Origin of the sequence: Rahnella sp. JUb53, from assembly GCF_004346065.1 — a bacterium.
In the GTDB taxonomy this organism is placed as follows: Bacteria; Pseudomonadota; Gammaproteobacteria; order Enterobacterales; family Enterobacteriaceae; genus Rahnella; species Rahnella variigena.
This window is the reverse complement of sequence record NZ_SLYT01000011.1, coordinates 65,912-83,177: the sequence shown is the minus strand read 5'-3', so window position 1 is coordinate 83,177 and position 17,266 is coordinate 65,912. Positions and strand designations below refer to the sequence as shown.

General features: G+C 51.9%; 8 protein-coding genes. 2 read left to right on the top strand and 6 right to left on the bottom strand.

What is annotated here, in order from left to right; genetic code table 11:
- Window positions 1–229 precede the first annotated feature (229 nt).
- Both EC840_RS21285 and greB read right to left on the bottom strand, forming a co-directional pair.
- Window positions 230–2,560 carry a Tex family protein gene (locus EC840_RS21285; RefSeq protein WP_132966968.1) on the bottom strand — a complete coding sequence of 777 codons (2,331 nt, stop codon included), beginning with the start codon at window positions 2,558–2,560 and terminating at the stop codon, window positions 230–232.
- 111 nt (window positions 2,561–2,671) lie between these two features.
- Window positions 2,672–3,145: a transcription elongation factor GreB gene (gene greB / locus EC840_RS21280; protein WP_113877248.1), complete on the bottom strand. Its 474-nt coding sequence runs from the start codon at window positions 3,143–3,145 to the stop codon at window positions 2,672–2,674.
- 264 nt (window positions 3,146–3,409) lie between these two features.
- On the opposite strand from greB, the gene EC840_RS21275 reads away from it, so the two are divergent.
- Window positions 3,410–9,427, top strand: a complete 6,018-nt coding sequence (locus EC840_RS21275) for an MG2 domain-containing protein (protein WP_132966966.1) — start codon at window positions 3,410–3,412, stop codon at window positions 9,425–9,427.
- Between the two features lie 56 nt (window positions 9,428–9,483).
- Entirely contained in the window at window positions 9,484–11,853 is a 2,370-nt protein-coding gene (pbpC, locus tag EC840_RS21270; protein WP_132966964.1) for a penicillin-binding protein 1C, read from the top strand.
- A gap of 14 nt (window positions 11,854–11,867) precedes the next feature.
- On the opposite strand, the gene EC840_RS21265 is transcribed toward pbpC, so the two are convergent.
- From EC840_RS21265 to EC840_RS21250, 4 genes are all read right to left on the bottom strand, one after another.
- Window positions 11,868–12,983 carry a fimbrial protein gene (locus EC840_RS21265; protein ID WP_132966962.1) on the bottom strand — a complete coding sequence of 372 codons (1,116 nt, stop codon included), beginning with the start codon at window positions 12,981–12,983 and terminating at the stop codon, window positions 11,868–11,870.
- Window positions 12,984–12,992: 9 nt separating this feature from the next.
- Complete coding sequence (locus EC840_RS21260; RefSeq protein ID WP_243701109.1) at window positions 12,993–15,467, bottom strand: fimbria/pilus outer membrane usher protein; 2,475 nt, start codon at window positions 15,465–15,467, stop codon at window positions 12,993–12,995.
- 140 nt (window positions 15,468–15,607) lie between these two features.
- Window positions 15,608–16,294, bottom strand: coding sequence for a molecular chaperone (locus tag EC840_RS21255; protein ID WP_132966958.1), 687 nt, complete (start codon window positions 16,292–16,294; stop codon window positions 15,608–15,610).
- A gap of 106 nt (window positions 16,295–16,400) precedes the next feature.
- Window positions 16,401–16,949, bottom strand: coding sequence for a fimbrial protein (locus EC840_RS21250; protein ID WP_132966956.1), 549 nt, complete (start codon window positions 16,947–16,949; stop codon window positions 16,401–16,403).
- Window positions 16,950–17,266 lie beyond the last annotated feature (317 nt).

Sequence of the window (17,266 nt, the reverse complement as noted above, 5' to 3'; positions counted from 1 at the left end):
AACGAGAATAGTTATCATAATTAGTACGCGTGTGGAGACAAAATAAAAGAGGGGGGCCTCTTCACGGGAATCTCCACCGCGTCGCTATCCTAAGCCTGCAACAGTGAGGATTTATTGATTTACCTCAGTGATTGATTCAATAGGAGAGACTTTAAAAAGTGTCGAAAAAAGACACATAAAAAAAGCCGCTGAATATCAGCGGCTTCCGTTTTGCAGGAAAAGCGAGAATTTAACGTTTTTTGCCGAGAGCGGCAGCCAGAGCATCGGCCATCGCATTATTGCCCGCCGGTGCGGCATTGCGGCCCGCAGGTTTGTTTGGTGTATGGCGTTTCTGATTGTCACGCGAATCTGACGCTGGCGCGGAAGAACGGCGTGCCGGTGCTTCGCCCGGTTGCTCATCCAGACGCATAGTCAGCGCGATACGTTTACGTTGCAGATCGACTTCCATCACTTTGACTTTGACGATATCGCCGGCTTTCACCACGGTATGCGGATCTTCAACGAATTTATTCGCCAGTGATGAGATGTGAACCAGACCATCCTGATGTACGCCGATATCCACGAATGCCCCGAAGTTGGTGACGTTGGTGACAGAACCTTCAAGGATCATGCCCGGCATCAGGTCGTTCATGGTTTCCACGCCATCGGCAAAGGTCGCGGTTTTAAACTCAGGACGCGGATCGTGCCCCGGCTTTTCCAGCTCCTTGATGATGTCAGTAACAGTCGGTACGCCGAACTGTTCGTCAGTGAATTCACTGGCTTTCAGGCCGCGCAGCACATTCGAATCGCCCATCAGTTCTTTCAGCGCCAGTTGCGTCGCTGCCAGAATGCGTTCGACCACCGGATAGGTTTCCGGGTGAACCGTTGAGGCATCAAGCGGGTTGTCGCCGTGGTTGATACGCAGGAAGCCTGCACACTGCTCGAAGGCTTTTGGCCCCAGACGGCTGACTTTCAGCAGCTGTTCGCGGTTACGGAACTGACCGTTTTCGTCGCGCCAGTTAACGATATTCTGCGCCATCATGCGCGTCAGACCGGCCACGCGGGTCAGCAGCGGAACGGACGCAGTATTCAGATCCACACCCACGGCGTTCACGCAGTCTTCGACGACGGTATCGAGTTTTTTCGCCAGCTGAGACTGGCTGACGTCATGCTGATACTGGCCGACACCGATGGATTTCGGGTCGATTTTCACCAGTTCAGCCAGCGGATCTTGCAGACGACGCGCAATGGAAACGGCACCACGAATCGAAACATCCAGATCCGGGAATTCCAGCGCCGCCAGTTCTGAAGCGGAATACACCGACGCACCGGCTTCACTGACGATCACTTTCTGCGCTTTGACCGCCGGGAACTGTTTTTGCAGCTCGAGGAAGAAACGCTCGGTTTCGCGGGAAGCGGTACCGTTACCGATAGCGACCAGTTCGACATTATGTTTGATGCACAGCGCGGCAACCTGTTGCGCGGCTTTTGCAGCCTGGCCGGTGTGGGGATAAACGGTATCGATATCCACCAGTTTGCCGGTGTTATCCACAACGGCGACTTTAACACCGGTACGTAAACCCGGATCCAGACCCATGGTTGCGCGCATACCCGCTGGCGCAGCCATCAGCAAATCATGCATGTTGCGGGCGAATACGTTAATCGCTTCATCTTCAGCGCGTTCGCGCACGGTGCCCATCAGCTCAGTTTCGAGGTGCAGCAGCACTTTAATGCGCCATGTCCAGTTGACCACGGCACGGCGCCAGACGTCGGCAGGCGCGTTGTTCAGGCGCAGACCCAGATGGTCGATGATAATTTGTTCGGCATAACTTTCTTTCGGCGGCTCGTCATGCTGGGGATCGGCATTCAGCGCCAGCTGCAGGATACCTTCGTTGCGGCCACGGAACATCGCCAGCGCACGGTGGGAAGGCACCTGAGAAATGGGTTCGTGGTGATCGAAGTAATCGCGGAATTTTGCGCCTTCCTGCTCTTTACCCTCGACCATGCGGGAGGTCAGATGGGCGTTTTTCCACAGGTAATCACGAACTTTCGCCAGCAGCGACGCATCTTCAGCGAAACGCTCCATCAGAATGTAGCGTGCGCCATCCAGCGCTGCTTTGGTGTCGGCGACGCCTTTATCCGCATCAATAAACGTCGCGGCGGCGGTTTCAGGTTCGTTTTGCGGATCGTTCCACAACAACTCTGCCAGCGGTTCCAGCCCCGCTTCGATAGCGATTTGCCCGCGCGTGCGGCGCTTCGGTTTGAACGGCAGATACAGGTCTTCCAGCTCGGTTTTGCTCAGCGTGGTTTTAATAGATTTCGCTAAATCGTCGCTCAGTTTGCCCTGTTCTTCGATGGACTTGAGGATAGTCTGACGGCGGTCTTCCAGCTCACGCAAATAACCCAGACGGGTGTCCAACTGACGCAGTTGGGTATCATCCAACCCACCGGTGACTTCCTTACGATACCGCGCAATAAACGGCACGGTATTACCTTCATCCAGCAGACGCACCACGGAAGCAACCTGCTCCGGGCGAACCTGCAATTCACTTGCGATAATGCGGCTCAGTTGATCATTCATAGGTCTGGTATCAGTTTTATTCGTTAAAAAAGCAGGGCACAGTTATACGGTTTGAAGACCAAAAATGCCAGTCATCAGGCCGACCGCCTGCGCGTTTTGAGAGTTAGCTGATCATTTCCCGTAGTCAATCTCATTGACGTACCAGGTCGCGTCGCCGGCTGGCGTGGTCACCACCAGACTGTCGCCGACTTCTTTTTTCAGCAGGGCGCGTGCCATCGGAGAATCGATAGAAATGTAGTCTTTACGGCCAAAAATTTCGTCATAGCCGACAATGCGAAAACGCTTGATGTCGCCGTCGTCGTTTTCGACTTCCACCCAGGCGCCGAAGAACACTTTGCCGTCCTGCTGCGGCGAATAATCGACGATGCGCAGCTGCTCCAGACATTTGGTCAGATAGCGGATACGGCGGTCGATTTCGCGCAGCCGTTTCTTGTTGTACTGATAATCGGCATTCTCACTGCGATCGCCCAGGCTCGCGGCCCAGGTCACTTTTTTGGTCACTTCCGGGCGCTCTTCACGCCACAGGAAATCCAGCTCAGTTTTGAGCTTGTCGTAGCCTTCACGGGTAATCAGTTTCGTTTTCATATTACCTGTCACTTTCTCACTGTTTTCCTGCACAGAAATCTGCCGCCATTGTTTCACACAATCGCTTTCCTGACAGCGCACAAATTGACCGAAAAGTCTGACTCACTGCTACGCTTTATATGATGGCTTTTTAGCCAGAGAGCTATTATCCTTCTGTGCTGCTTCTTACGTTTTTTTACCTTCAGATATTTCACGTAATATAATGAATTAAATAAAAATATCTCTCGCGTTTAACCGTCTACAGGGATTGGGGTACAGGTACAAATGGATTTATTAAAATTCTTACTTCGTCTGCCTTTTACATTGATAAAAGGCATCCTGCGCGTGCTGGCCTTTGTATTGGGTCTGCTGGGCCGCATTTTTAAACCGATTGTCGGCAATATCGACTGGCGTGCGCCTGTCTGGTGGACGGCAATGTCCGGCTGGCTTAAGCGTGGTTTTGCGCGTCTTGAAGGCGGAGTAGATAAGTACCCCAAAGCCATCAGTCTGGCGATTCTGGTTTTGCTGTGCGCCGCGGGTGCGGGCGTTTACGGCTGGCACTGGTGGCTCAACCGGCCGCAGCCGATCGAACCGGCACCGATGGTTTATCAGGATACCAGCGTGCGTGTCAGCGGCCCCGAAGCCATCAATTACGCGGCGCAAAAACCTGCACCGCAGCAGGTGATTTTCAATTTCCGTAACTCTGTCGCGCCAATTACCGACGTGGGCAAAGTGGTCGAAAAAGGGATAGCCCTGAAACCGGCCACCGAAGGTGAGTGGAAATGGAAGAGCGGCTACACCTTAGTCTTCACCCCGAAAAACCCGCTGCCGATGGGCACACAATATGAAGTGAATTTCTCGCCTGACGTGCTGCTCGCGCCGCAAATCAAGCTGGCGAAAACCCGTTATGAATTCACTGCTCCGGCGTTCGGTTATCAGCTGGGACAGGCCGAGTACTATCAGGATCCGCAGGACCCGCAAAAACGCAGCGCGATTTTTAACGTTAAGTTCAACGCGCCGGTGGATGTCACCAGTTTTGAAAAACAGATTTCGCTTGGCCTGATCGAAGGCAAAGCCAAAACTGAGTCGAATCTCAATTATTCCGTGGTCTACGACCAGAAGAAACTCAACGCCTGGGTACATTCCGAACCGCTGAAATCGCTCGATCACGGCGGTTCCGTGCGGGTGACCATTGGCGAAGGCGTGAAAGCGTCCGTCACTTCTGCACCGACCACACAGGCCAGAAATGGCGTGGTGTCTGTGCCGACGCTTTACAGCCTGGTGGTTAACGAAGCCAGCGCGCAGGTGGTGGATGCCGACGGCGCGAAAGGTCAGCGTGCGCTGATCGTCGGCTTCAGCGATGCGGTCAAAGACAAAGATATCCGCCAGGCGGTCAAAGTCTGGTTACTGCCACAGCACAATCCCAACGATCAGGAGGAAGCCAAAGGCCCGGATGATTACGCCAGCTGGGAAGCCGACAGCGTGGAAAATAACGTTCTCGCGCAGTCCACGCCGCTGAACATTCAGCTGAACGACGCCGAAAGTGATTATCAGCCACAGTTTAGTTTCCGCTTTGATGCGCCAGCGCACCGCACCATGCTGGTGGAAATCGACAACATTCTGACTTCTTCCGGTGGCTACAAAATGCCGGAAAAAGTGTACCGCATCGTCGCGGTGCCTGATTATCCAAAATCCCTGCAATTTATGTCGCAAGGTTCACTGCTGTCGGTCAACGGTGACAAGCAAATCAGCGTCGCGGCACGCAACGTGCCGGGCATGCGTCTGGATATCAAACGGGTGATCCCAGGCCAGCTGCAACACATCGTGTCGTTCAAAAGTCGCCAGTATTCTTCGGCGGAATTTAACCGACTCAATGACGAGTATTTTACCGAGCACTTTAAGTATCAGACCGCGGTAAACAACGACAAACCGGGTGAAGTGAATTATCAGGGCGTCGACCTCTCGCGTTATCTGTCCACCGATCCGACATCACATCGCGGCGTTTTTCTGCTGACGCTGTCGGAATGGGATCCGAAGAAGAAAGAAGTGAAACCCGAAGCGGATGATGACGGCAATATCTATCAGGACGAAGATCAGAGCGGGGATGAAGCGCCGGTTGGGGATTCGCGCTTTGTGGTGGTCACCGATCTGGGGATTATTGCCAAGCGTTCGCAGGATAAAACCCGTGACGTATTTGTGCAGTCGATTCACAGCGGCACGCCGGTAGCGAATGCGAAAGTCTCTGTCATCGCCAAAAACGGTGTGACGTTGCTGACCCAAATCACCGGTGCCGACGGCCACGTGCGTTTCCCTGCGCTGGACGTCTATACCAGTGAGCGCCAGCCGGTGATGTTCCTGGTCGAAAAAGAAGGCGATGTGTCTTTCCTGCCTGCTGACAGAAATAATGACCGCGGCCTCGATTTCTCCCGTTTTGATGTCGACGGCGAAATTACCCCGAATGACCCGCGCACGCTGAGCAGTTATCTGTTTTCCGATCGCGGCGTTTATCGTCCGGGCGATACCTTCAATATCGGTCTGATCACCCGCGCCGCCGACTGGAGTAACGGTCTGGCCGGTGTGCCGGTACGTGCGGAAATTCACGATCCGCGCGACAAGCTGATGAGCACCATCCCGCTGACGCTGGGTGCCAGCGGTTTCAATGAGCTGAGTTATACCACTGACGATAATTCTCCGACCGGTGAATGGAACGTCTATTTGTATCTGATCGGCAAAGACAACGAGTCTTCCACGTTACTGGGGCATACCTCGGTCAACGTCAAAGAATTCGAGCCGGATCAGCTGAAGGTGAAACTGCAACTGACGCCGGAGCGTAAACAAGGCTGGGTGAAACCGTCAGAACTGCAGGCCAATATCGACGTGCAGAACCTGTTTGGGACGCCAGCGCAGGACCGCCGTGTGACCTCGAAACTGACGCTGCGCCCGATGTATCCAAGCTTCGATCAGTTCCCGGATTACGCATTCTACGAGAACCGCCAGAACAGCGACGGTTTCGAAACGGAACTGGAAGACCGCACAACCGATGAAAAAGGCACGGCGACTATTCCGCTGGATCTGAAATCTTACGCTGACGCGACCTATCAGCTGCAACTGCTTTCCGAGGCGTTCGTGGCCGGTGGCGGGCGTTCGGTGGCCGCAACGGCGCGGGTGCTGGTGTCACCTTATGACTATCTGATTGGGGTAAAAGCTGACGGCGATTTGGGGTACATCAACCATAACGCGGTCCGTCACCTGAACGTGATTGCGGTCGATCCTTCGCTGAATAAGATGGCGTTACCGGATCTGAAAGTCGCGCTCGTCGAGCAGAAATATATCTCTGTGCTGACCAAACAGGATTCCGGCGTTTACAAATATCAGTCGAAAATGAAAGAAGTACAGCTGTCGGAACAGCCTCTGACGCTGACGCCGCAGGGCAATGACCTGACGCTGGCGACGGATAAACCGGGTGATTTCGTGCTGGTGGTGGAAGATGCCAAAGGCAACGTGCTGAACCGTATTGGCTACACCGTGGCCGGTAACGCCAACCTGAGCCGTTCGCTGGACAGAAATGCCGAGCTGAAACTGAAACTCAATCAGGCGGAATACCAGCCGGGTGATGAAATCGAAGTGGCGATTAACGCGCCTTACACCGGCAGCGGGCTGATCACCATCGAGAAAGACAAAGTCTACAGCTGGCAGTGGTTCCATACTGACACCACCAGTTCTGTGCAGAAAATCCGCGTGCCTGCGGGTATGGAAGGGAACGGATACATCAACGTGCAGTTTGTACGTGATGTGAATTCCGATGAAATCTTTATGAGCCCGCTGAGCTACGGTGTGATGCCGTTCAAAATCAGCACTAAAGCGCGCCAGAATACTCTTGAAATCGAAGCGCCTGAAGTGATTAAACCGGGCGAAAATCTGGCCATGACGGTGACAACTGACGGCCCGCAACAGGTGGCGCTGTTTGCTGTCGATGAGGGGATTTTGCAGGTGGCGCGTTATCGCCTGAAAGATCCGCTGGAATACTTCTTCCGCAAACGTGAGCTGGGCGTGGAAAGCTCGCAAATCCTGGATCTTATTCTGCCGGAGTTCAGCAAACTGATGCAGCTTGCGGCTGCCCCGGGCGGTGACGCGGGTGAAGGGCTGGATCTGAACGTCAATCCGTTCAAACGCAAGCGTGATAAGCCTGTGGCTTACTGGTCAGGGATTACCGAAGTCAACGGCAAGAAGCAGTTCGATTATCAGGTACCGGATTACTTCAACGGTAAAATCCGCGTGATGGCGATTTCCGTGACGCCGGACAAAATCGGCAAAGCGCAGACGTCTGCGACGGTGCGCGACAACTTCATCATGACGCCGAACGTGCCGTCAATGGTGGCACCAGGTGATGAGTTTGACGTCAGCGTGGGAGTCAGCAATAACCTTGAAGGGCTGAACGGCAAAAGCATTCCGGTTGCGATTCACCTGACCGTGCCGCCACAGCTGGAAGTGGTGGGTAAAGCTGAACAGAGCCTGTCGCTGGCCGAAAAACGTGAAGGTGTGATTAACTTCCGTCTGCGCGCCAAAGCCTTGCCGGGCGATGCGCCGCTGGTGTTTGACGCAACGTATGGCGATAAGGTCAGCCGCCGGACCATCAGTACCTCAGTGCGTCCGGCAATGCCGTTCCGCACGCAGTCAGTGATGGGACGCATGAGCGGCAGCAGTCAGAACGTCGATAATCTGCGTCAGATGTTTGACGCCTACGCGGTGCGTACAGCAGCAGTGTCTAACTCGCCGCTGGTGCTGACCCGCGGGCTTTCACAGTATCTGGCTGATTATCCTTATTACTGTTCTGAACAGATTGTCAGCCGCTCGGTGCCGCTGATCCTCGGTACCCTTCATCCTGAGATGAAAGGCATAAAGAGTCAGGCAGAAAGCAGTAAGCAGCTGAAAGATATGCTGGCGGTACTACGTTCACGTCAGAATGACAGCGGCGCGATTGGCCTGTGGCGTTCGTCGCCGCAAACCGATCCGTTCGTCACGCCTTACGTGGTGCAATATCTGCTGGAAGCCAAAGCCGCGGGCGTTGCATTGCCAGCCGGTATGCTGGAAGAGGCCAATTCGGCACTGCGCGAACTGGCAGCGAATCAGAATGATGATTTATATACGCTTCGTCTGCGCGCATGGGCGGTGTATCTGCTGACGCGTCAGGGTGAAATCACCACCAGTTCGCTGGCCTCGGTACAAGACACCTTGCAGCAGCGTTATCCGGACACCTGGAAGACCGATCTGAGTGCGATGTATCTGGCGTCGTCTTATCGTCTGCTGAAAATGGATGATGAAGCGAATACGCTGTTGCAGCCAACCTGGAAGCAACTGAGCAAGGCGTATGACAAAGCCTGGTGGACGCAAAGTTACTTTGATCCGCTGGTTCAGGACGCGACGCGGCTGTATCTGATCACCCGTCACTTCCCGGAAAAAGTCTCCGCTATTCCGCCGCAGGTGCTGGAGAATATGGTCAAAGCGCTGAAAGAGGAGCGTTATACGACGTATTCCTCTGCGATGAGCATTCTGGCGCTGGAGAGTTATTCCGCGCAGGTGGCGGCGCAGGCAAAGGCACCGGATGCGCTGAAAATCACCCAGTTAAGCAAAACCAAAAATGTGCAACCGCAGCAGATTTCACAGGTTCAGGGACTGTTTGCTAAAGCGAATTTCACCGCTGATGCACAGGCGCTTCGTATTGAAAACGGTAATGATGCGCCCGCCTGGTACGTGGTGACACAGGCCGGTTATGACCTGTCCGCGCCGAAGAAAGCCATTTCACGTGGTCTGGAAATCACCCGCGATTACACGGATGAAAAAGGCAATGCGGTCACGCAGGTGACGCTGGGGCAGAAGATCAATGTGCATCTGAAAGTCCGCGCTAACTCGCAGGAAGGACAGGACAATCTGGCGATTGTCGATTTGTTGCCGGGCGGTTTTGAAGTGGTTCAGCAAACGCCACCGGAACCGGAATCTGACAGCAGTGATGAAAACAGTGATGCAGAAGCGTCGGCATCGTGGCAGTCACCGCTGGCGGCATCGGGTTCAACATGGGCGCCGGATTACAGCGATATTCGTGAAGACCGAGTGGTGATCTACGGCAGCGCCACTACCGATGTGCAGGAGTTTGTGTATCAGATTAAAGCCACCAACACCGGCAGTTTCGTGATCCCGCCAGCTTACGGTGAAGCGATGTATGACCGCGACGTTCAGGCGCTTTCCGTCAGTGATAAAAAACTGGTGGTCGTGCCGGCTGACGAAGCCGCTGTTGCTAAAAAATAACAAAATGCAGTCGCCCCGTCGTTAACGGCGGGGCGTAACCTGTTCTGAGTAGCAAGATGATCTCCTTTTCCGCGTTTTCTAAATCCACGAAACGGCTGCTGCAAAATATCGCAATGGCCGTTTTTTTACTGGCGCTGATCGTACTGGCATGCCGGCTCTGGCCCCATCCGCCACTTTCTCAGGGACAACCTTTTTCCTCCGCCTATTACGACCGGCAGGGCATCCTGATGCGCATCACGCTGGCTAACGATGATCGTTACCGGCTGTGGACGCCGCTGGAACAGGTTTCTCCGCTGGCGGTGAAAGGGCTTCTGCTGCATGAAGATCGCAGTTTTTACTACAATCCTGGCTTCAATCCGTTCAGCCTGATGCGTGGCTTCTGGCGCAGTTATGTGACAGGCGGCAAAATGCAGGGCGGTTCGACCATCACCATGCAACTGGCGCGTATGCACTGGCATCTGAATACCCGCACGCCGTCGGGCAAAATCATGCAGGTTCTGCGTGCGGTGCAGCTTGAACTGAGTTACTCCAAACACGACATTCTCGAAGCCTATCTGAACGCCGCGCCTTATGGCCGTAACATTGAGAGTATCGGCGCAGCCAGTCTGATCTATTTCAACAAAGCGCCGAAAGACCTGACGTTACCCGAAGCGCTGACGCTGGCGGTTTTGCCACAATCACCGAGTTATCGTATTGACCCTAAGACCGGTGTCTTGGGCGCGGCGCTGACGCAGGCGCGTAACCGGCTTTTCCAGCGCTGGCAGGCACATTATGAAACTGACAGCAGCCAGATCTCCTTGTTCAGATTGCCGCTGGCGCTGCGTCAGCCGGAGCAGATGCCCTATATTGCACCGCATTTTATCGAACAACTGCGTCAGCAGAATCAGCAGCTTGCCGGTACAGATACCCGGACGGACACCACGATTGACGCCGGCTTGCAGCGGCTGATTGAGCGGCAGGTCAATGCGTTTATCACCCGTAACGAAAGTCGCGGTATTCACAACGCCGCCGTTTTGCTGGTCGATACCCGTGACATGGGGGTGCGATCGCTGGTGGGATCAGCCGATTACTACAACCGCGATATTCAGGGACAGGTAAACGGCACCAACGCAAAACGCTCACCGGGCTCGGCGCTCAAACCGTTTATTTACGCGCTGGGGATGGAGCAGGGTGTGTTGCATCCGATGACTATCCTGAAAGATGTGCCTTCTGCCTTTGGTGCTTATGCGCCGGAAAATTTCGACCGCCGTTTTCTCGGTCCGGTGACCGCAACCGATGCCCTGAACTTCAGCCGTAATATTCCCGCCGTGTATGTCGCATCGCAGCTGCGCCAGCCGACGTTTTATCAGTTCCTCCGGCTTTCCGGCGTGGCGGATATGGCCAGTGAAAACCATTACGGTCTGTCGCTGGTGCTGGGCGGCGGAGAAGTGACGATGCAGGAGCTGGCAAAACTGTATGCGTTACTGGCAAACCGCGGCGTGTTGCAGCCGCTTCGGATGCAGAAAACTGATGCGCAACAGACAACGCCCGTGCGTTTGCTCAGTGAAGAAGCCAGTTTCATGACGCTTGATATGCTGCGTCAGCACCGCCGTCCGGGGGATACGCTGGCTCAGGCTCCGTCTTCGCTGCCGGTTTACTGGAAAACCGGTACCTCGTGGGGCTTTCGCGATGCGTGGAGCGTCGGGATTTTCGGCCCTTATGTCCTGGTGGTCTGGGAAGGTAATTTCGACAGTAAAGGCAATAACGTTTTTGTCGGTGCCGATGCTGCCGCACCGTTGTTCTTCAATATTATCGACAGCATTACCGCCAGCTATCCTGCATTACAGGAGCCCAAAAGACCCTTCCCTAAAGGGCTGAAACGGGTGGATATCTGCCTCGCCAGCGGGAATTTACCGACGCCATGGTGCCAGCAAAAAGGCAAAACCTGGTTTATTCCCGGTAAGTCGCCGATCAAAGTGGATACTGTTTACCGTCCTGTACGTCTCGATAAACTGACCGGTGAAGTCGCCTGCCCTCCGTATGAGGAAGACGAAACCCGTACGGAAGTATTTGAGTTCTGGCCATCGGACCTGGCGAATGTCTTTGCGCAGGCCGGATTACCGAAGCGCAAGCCGCCGGTGAATCACTGCAAAGATGAGGGCGTGGACGTGAGTGGTAATCCGCCGCGCATCACGTCACCGCTGAAAAACACCACGTATACGCTGCGTCAGTCCCAGCAGGGGCGTGACCGGATTTCATTTAATGCGGTGACCGATGCGGACAGTAAAACGGTGTACTGGTTTGTCGATGATATCTACCTGGGAAGCTCTGCCAGTAAAACCGCCATTGACTGGCAGCCTATCAATAACGGGCAATACCGTATCCGCGCGGTAGATGATCATGGCCGCGCGGACAGCCGGTTAATCAGTATTGAGATTGTGAACTGAACAACGTGGCGGGCTTATCGGATATCTATTTTCAAGGTCGCCATGCCACTGAATTCACCGGTATCCAGACTGCCCCCAATCAGATTAATCGGGTAAGCCGTCATTGAGATATTCCCTATACCATTTTGATTCATGGGTAAGTTTCCTGATTCAAAAGGTATCGCTGTACCGGCGGCATTTTCAACGCGAATTCCAATATCGGGTAGATTGTCAGAAGGTCGGCGTCTCGCTATTAGCGTATATTGATCAGCCAGATCGTCACCTTTCAACAGCATGGCAAGCTGTGTGCCGGTTGGTATCTGAGGCAATCCATTTGCTGTGCAGTCATACGTAATGTTAAATATTGTGGGAATATGGCCCTTAGGTGGCTGATTTAGGGTGATAAATTTACTGGCGGCAATAGCACCGAAATTGACCGTGATCGTTTCACCCTTATTGATTTCACAGCTTTGCGGTACGGTCAGTTTTCCGCTGATATAGACGCGGGCAACAGGCGGGCCAAGCGGAGGGGCGGTCACTATGGCCGTGCCTGAGGACAAATATATCTGGGCAATCTCTGTTCTTGGAATATCCAGTTCACCGATAAAAGGTGTGCTGATATAAAAAGTTAATGAGCCTTGAGAGCCAACATTCAGGCTTGCACGGGTACTTTGCTGAGCACAAACGCCATTATTATTTGCATCGGTGTGATGTGTGGCATCACCGAGTGTTTTTGTTGTCGGTACAGCGATACCTGTTGCCGGAGGCAGATCGAGCATTGCCTTGACATCAATGTGATCGTTAATTTTGTAATATCCCGGCTCAGTTCCCTTAGGCAAGGCGGTTTTTACGGTGTACATCAGTAAAACCCCGCCGCTGCTGTTGGCATCACTGTCGGTACAATTGCAACTGATGGTGTAATTTTGCATCCCACCATTCATGCTTTTTTCATACTTTTTCCCTCTCTCGTTATCCGACGCGGGAATATCTTCCTGAAGAAAATTGTCATAATTCGCGCCTGCGCCATCCTCCGGCGAGCATATCGCTGATCCCGCTTGTGCAAGGGATGAAAAACTATTGATGGCCATCCCCAGCAGGGTAAGCTTTATGAACGATGTCAGGTTGCGCAAAACCTGTTTTGTTGTGTGCATGAATTATCCTTAAATACACGGAGCCGTCAGCGAATTCACCTGAGAGATTGAGGCAGAGATGTTGAATTGAGCCTGACATTGCTGAGAGGCTTCATTCCCCCATTTCACATGAAGTAAAACCTGTTTTTCTAACGGGATACCCGACAGGTAAACGACACCGCCTTCATCCACGATATTGCTTTGTTTTTCAGTTGCCGCCATGGCACCAAAAGGCACTGTGGCACCATTTGGTCGAACCAGTGTCACCAGAACTCGGGCTCCCACACGGGCATCAAAATGTGCCGTTACCATAGCGCCGGAATTTGGGATCACAATGGCTGAGGTATTTTCGATATCTACGTCGTCAGGCAGGGTGGTGGTGTCCATTGCGATACGGTTTTCGTTATACGCAGTCAGGTACGGGACGACAGCAAAACCACGCCAGTCAGTTCTGACACCCGGCAGATTTTGCAGACGTGCTCCGCTGGCGCCATTGGTATCTATCAATGCAAAGGAATCACCGAGCGGTTGAGACAGCGTGGCTCCCCGGGAATGCGCCACGATACCGCCTGCAATGCCGTAACTGAGTTGCTGAGAATCTCTGCTGTAGTTGTAACCTGCGTTGAGATTGCCAAAGGAGGAGCGGTAGGTTGAGTAAAGGTTGCTCCCGCTCTCATTGTTCTGATCGGTATAACTTTGCTGAACTGAATAGCTGAGACGGCGATCGTCAAGTGCGGTTCCGCTTAACCCAACCTGATGGCGCGTTCCTTCGCCTTTCTCATGGGAGACATTGTATGTACCCCAACTTTGTGGCAACCAACGGCTTAGCGGAATACGGAGGTTCAGGGATATCTGTTGATCGTTATCTTCACCTTGCAGCTGGCTGTAGGAATAGCTCAGGTTATAGCTGACACCGAAGAGACTGTTGTTTAAGCCGACGGAGAGGTTCTTCTCCTTGCCGCCATTGTTCCAGTAGTCCTGTTCATATCCTGACAGATACAGGCTCGCCCCTTCCCACAATGTCTGATTGATATTGAACTGGATTTTACTGCGTTTGTGGTAGTCAAGTTCCAGAGCATTGTCGCCATCAAGATATTGTGTGGATTCATCAAAATCGTAATACCCGGCACTTGAGTACCGATAGCTCGCCAGACTGAAATCCGTGTCGGTCATTTCAATGTTTTTCGAATACTGAACGCGGTACGACTGGCCTGAGGTGGTCTGATTATTATCCAGTGTGGAACGGGCATGGGTAACATCAGCTGAAATGCCGCCCAGCCACTGGAGGTTATAACCCACACCGATGAGTCCTGAGAGGTAATCTTCAGATATCACTGAGCCTCCGTAGGACGTAATGGTGTTTGAAAGCCCATAGATAGCCGTACCCTGAGCAAAGGTTGGCTCTTTCTCATTGTTATCTGTCGCGCGGTAAACACCTGCTGTTGCGCTGTATTTCAACCGACCAGGGCGTTGCATAACCGGAATAGCCGAAAAAGGCTGATTAAACCGGCGTTCAGTTCCGTCAGCTTCTTTCACCGTTATCTCAAGATTTCCGCTGTAGGATGAGGGATAAAGATCGTTAATCTCAAAGGCGCCCGGAGGGACAAAGGACTGATAAATAATGTGATCATTTTGCCGGATAGTGACTTCAGCATTGGAGTTTGCAACCCCTCGTATGGTAGGGGCGAAACCGCGCTGGCTGTTAGGTAGCATATTATCGTCAGAAAAAAGCTGAACACCGGAGAACGGAACACTGCTGAGGATTTCCCCGGAGGTTGAGTTTTCACCAAGCAGTAACTTTGACTTGATGGATTTTATGTCCCTTTCCACGTAGGTCGAGATCGTGTCCCATTTTTTCTCATCTCCACTGTCGCTGTAAGTGGTGTAATTGCGAACGCGCCAGGGGCCAACGTTTAAGCCATTTTGCAGATTCAGGTACTGGCTGGAGTCATCGTTGCCATTTCGATAACTCCGCTGGCCGCCTGAATAGGAATAATTGGAGAAAAGAGAAGGGGCGCCGTCATCCCATTTTGCCGGGTCAATATAGTCTTCTGCTTTCTGAAGGATCGCTGCTTGCGGAATGCTGAAATTAAGCTGCATGAGGTAGAAATCAAATTTGACGTCTGCGGCAGGGATATATTGTGCAAGCGAACCCAGTGGCGCATCTGGCTGAAGACTTTTTAATGCCGGAAAAGCATCAACATTGACGCCCAGTGCCCGCAAGATATCGGGCGTTATCTGCGGTTCAAGTGTGCCATCTGATCGGGATAAGTAGCTGATTGAATGCCGTAATTTTAATTTTTTATTCACATACAGCGCTGTGTCATAGTTACCAGGCAGCTGCGCCTGATCATTACTCTGGAACAAAGAAAGGTCGACATCCCCAACGTCACCGGCTTTACGCTCGATAAACAGAGGGTCGAAATAGACATCTTCTGCATGCGCTGCCTGAGCGGCGAGTAATCCAATAGCCGTACTGGCCAGCAGGCTACCCAGTTTAAGCACGAGCGGCGCTGAGTTCTTTTTAACGTCCTCAGTCAAGCTCGTGTGTAAAAATTTTTCATCCGTGAGCATAGTTTTCTCGTACTTCTGAGTGCCATAATTTGGCAATGGCTGTGAGTTATGGTGTGGCTTTATTTGTCTGGTTATAAAGGCTGTTCATAGCGTGCTGTTGTTCCGCCATAGTCATTAATCGCATCCCATTTCACACTGCTTCCTGAGGTGCCCGGTGGAAGTACAACGTCCATCTGGCTCAAAGGCGCAATCATTGCCACATCTTTTAAGAAAGTAGAGCCAATGCTGAGTGAGCTGAAAACCACGTGATAGGGGCTCGGATTTTTAATAACGAGATGACCGTTGTTTCTGGCGAAAGTGAGCGCCTTCGGTGCTTCAAACGATTTTCCGGGCAGTTTTGTTGGCCGGTAAAAGAGCTTTATCCGCGTATTGACGACCAGTTTAAGTTCGTTTTTTGTATTTTTAGGCGTTGAAGGAATCGCTTTAACATTGATATAGAAAACGGACTCTCTGTCTGTCGGGAGGACGCTGCCGGTATAGGAAATACGCAGGTTACTTTCCTGTTGAGCATTCAGGCGAAATAGCGGTGGAGTGATGATAAAAGGACCGCGTGTTTTTTCTCCCCCCGCATCAACCCAGGACTGTATGAGGAAAGGGTTGCTTTCAGCATTATTCTTAACGGAAAGCGTAGCTTCCCTTTTATCTGCGTCATAAATAACGCGGGTGCGCCCCACAACAATTCCGCCAGCATAGGTTATTTGTGACGTGAATAATGAAATTATAATTAAAAATAATATATATGGATTTTTTCTACCCATGCGAATTTGAATCCTTACAGTAGCAATATATTCATGCGGTAATTGAATGAGCCCTTAATAAAATGCCCTGCAAAGTTGACCTTTTGCAGGGCAAGATTAAAGGTGCTTATCTGTAATCGAGAGTAACTTTCACACGGGCGTCGGCCGCACCGGCAGTGATATCGCCAGGCAACTTGAACGATTCATAGTATGCGAGAAGATTCACATTCATGACCTTACCCGGAATTGGGTAGATGATGTCAGGCAGCGCGTTAATTTTCATGATGTTATTTGTTGCCGCATCTTCAATTCTGATGCCTACGCCATCCGCCATTGCGTCACCATAATCATTGCCAAGCGCAATCAGATCAGTGGTGTCAGCAACGGTATCTGACTCCAGCCATATCCGGAAGTGAGGGGTAAGGTTGGTCTCTGAAACGACAGGGCAGTTATCAAGTGGCAGGGTGAAAGGGATTTTTGGCGAGAGGTCACCAATTTCCTGGAATTGTGCTGCTGAATAAGTCCCTAACGGTATATTGAGTTCTTCACCACCATTAATCTCACAGGCTTCTTCAACAATTGCACCTGTGAAATTAATAGCACCATCGATCGCATAGCTATTTGCTGCCATAGCCAAAAATATCCCGCCCGCTAAGAGCTTGAACTTGGTTTTCATTTTTTGCGTCCATTCAGAAATAAAAATTGGAGGTTAAGCTAAAGATAATTATATCTGATTCAATAAATTGAATTCATCACCTTTAGATGCCGGATTCTACCAAGTGTTTTATACCTTGAATAGTAGATGGTAGCCATCCTGTTTGAATGATACTGAGTTTTTAGTTTGACACATCACTACCAATGATCATTATCATTTATATAATTCATTCAAATTATTCTTTGGCGTGTAAATGTTCTATTTTCCAAAGAAAATATTATTCTTATCGTTTTATTATTAAGTAAACGAATAAGTATAATCACCAGAAATTTCTTCCC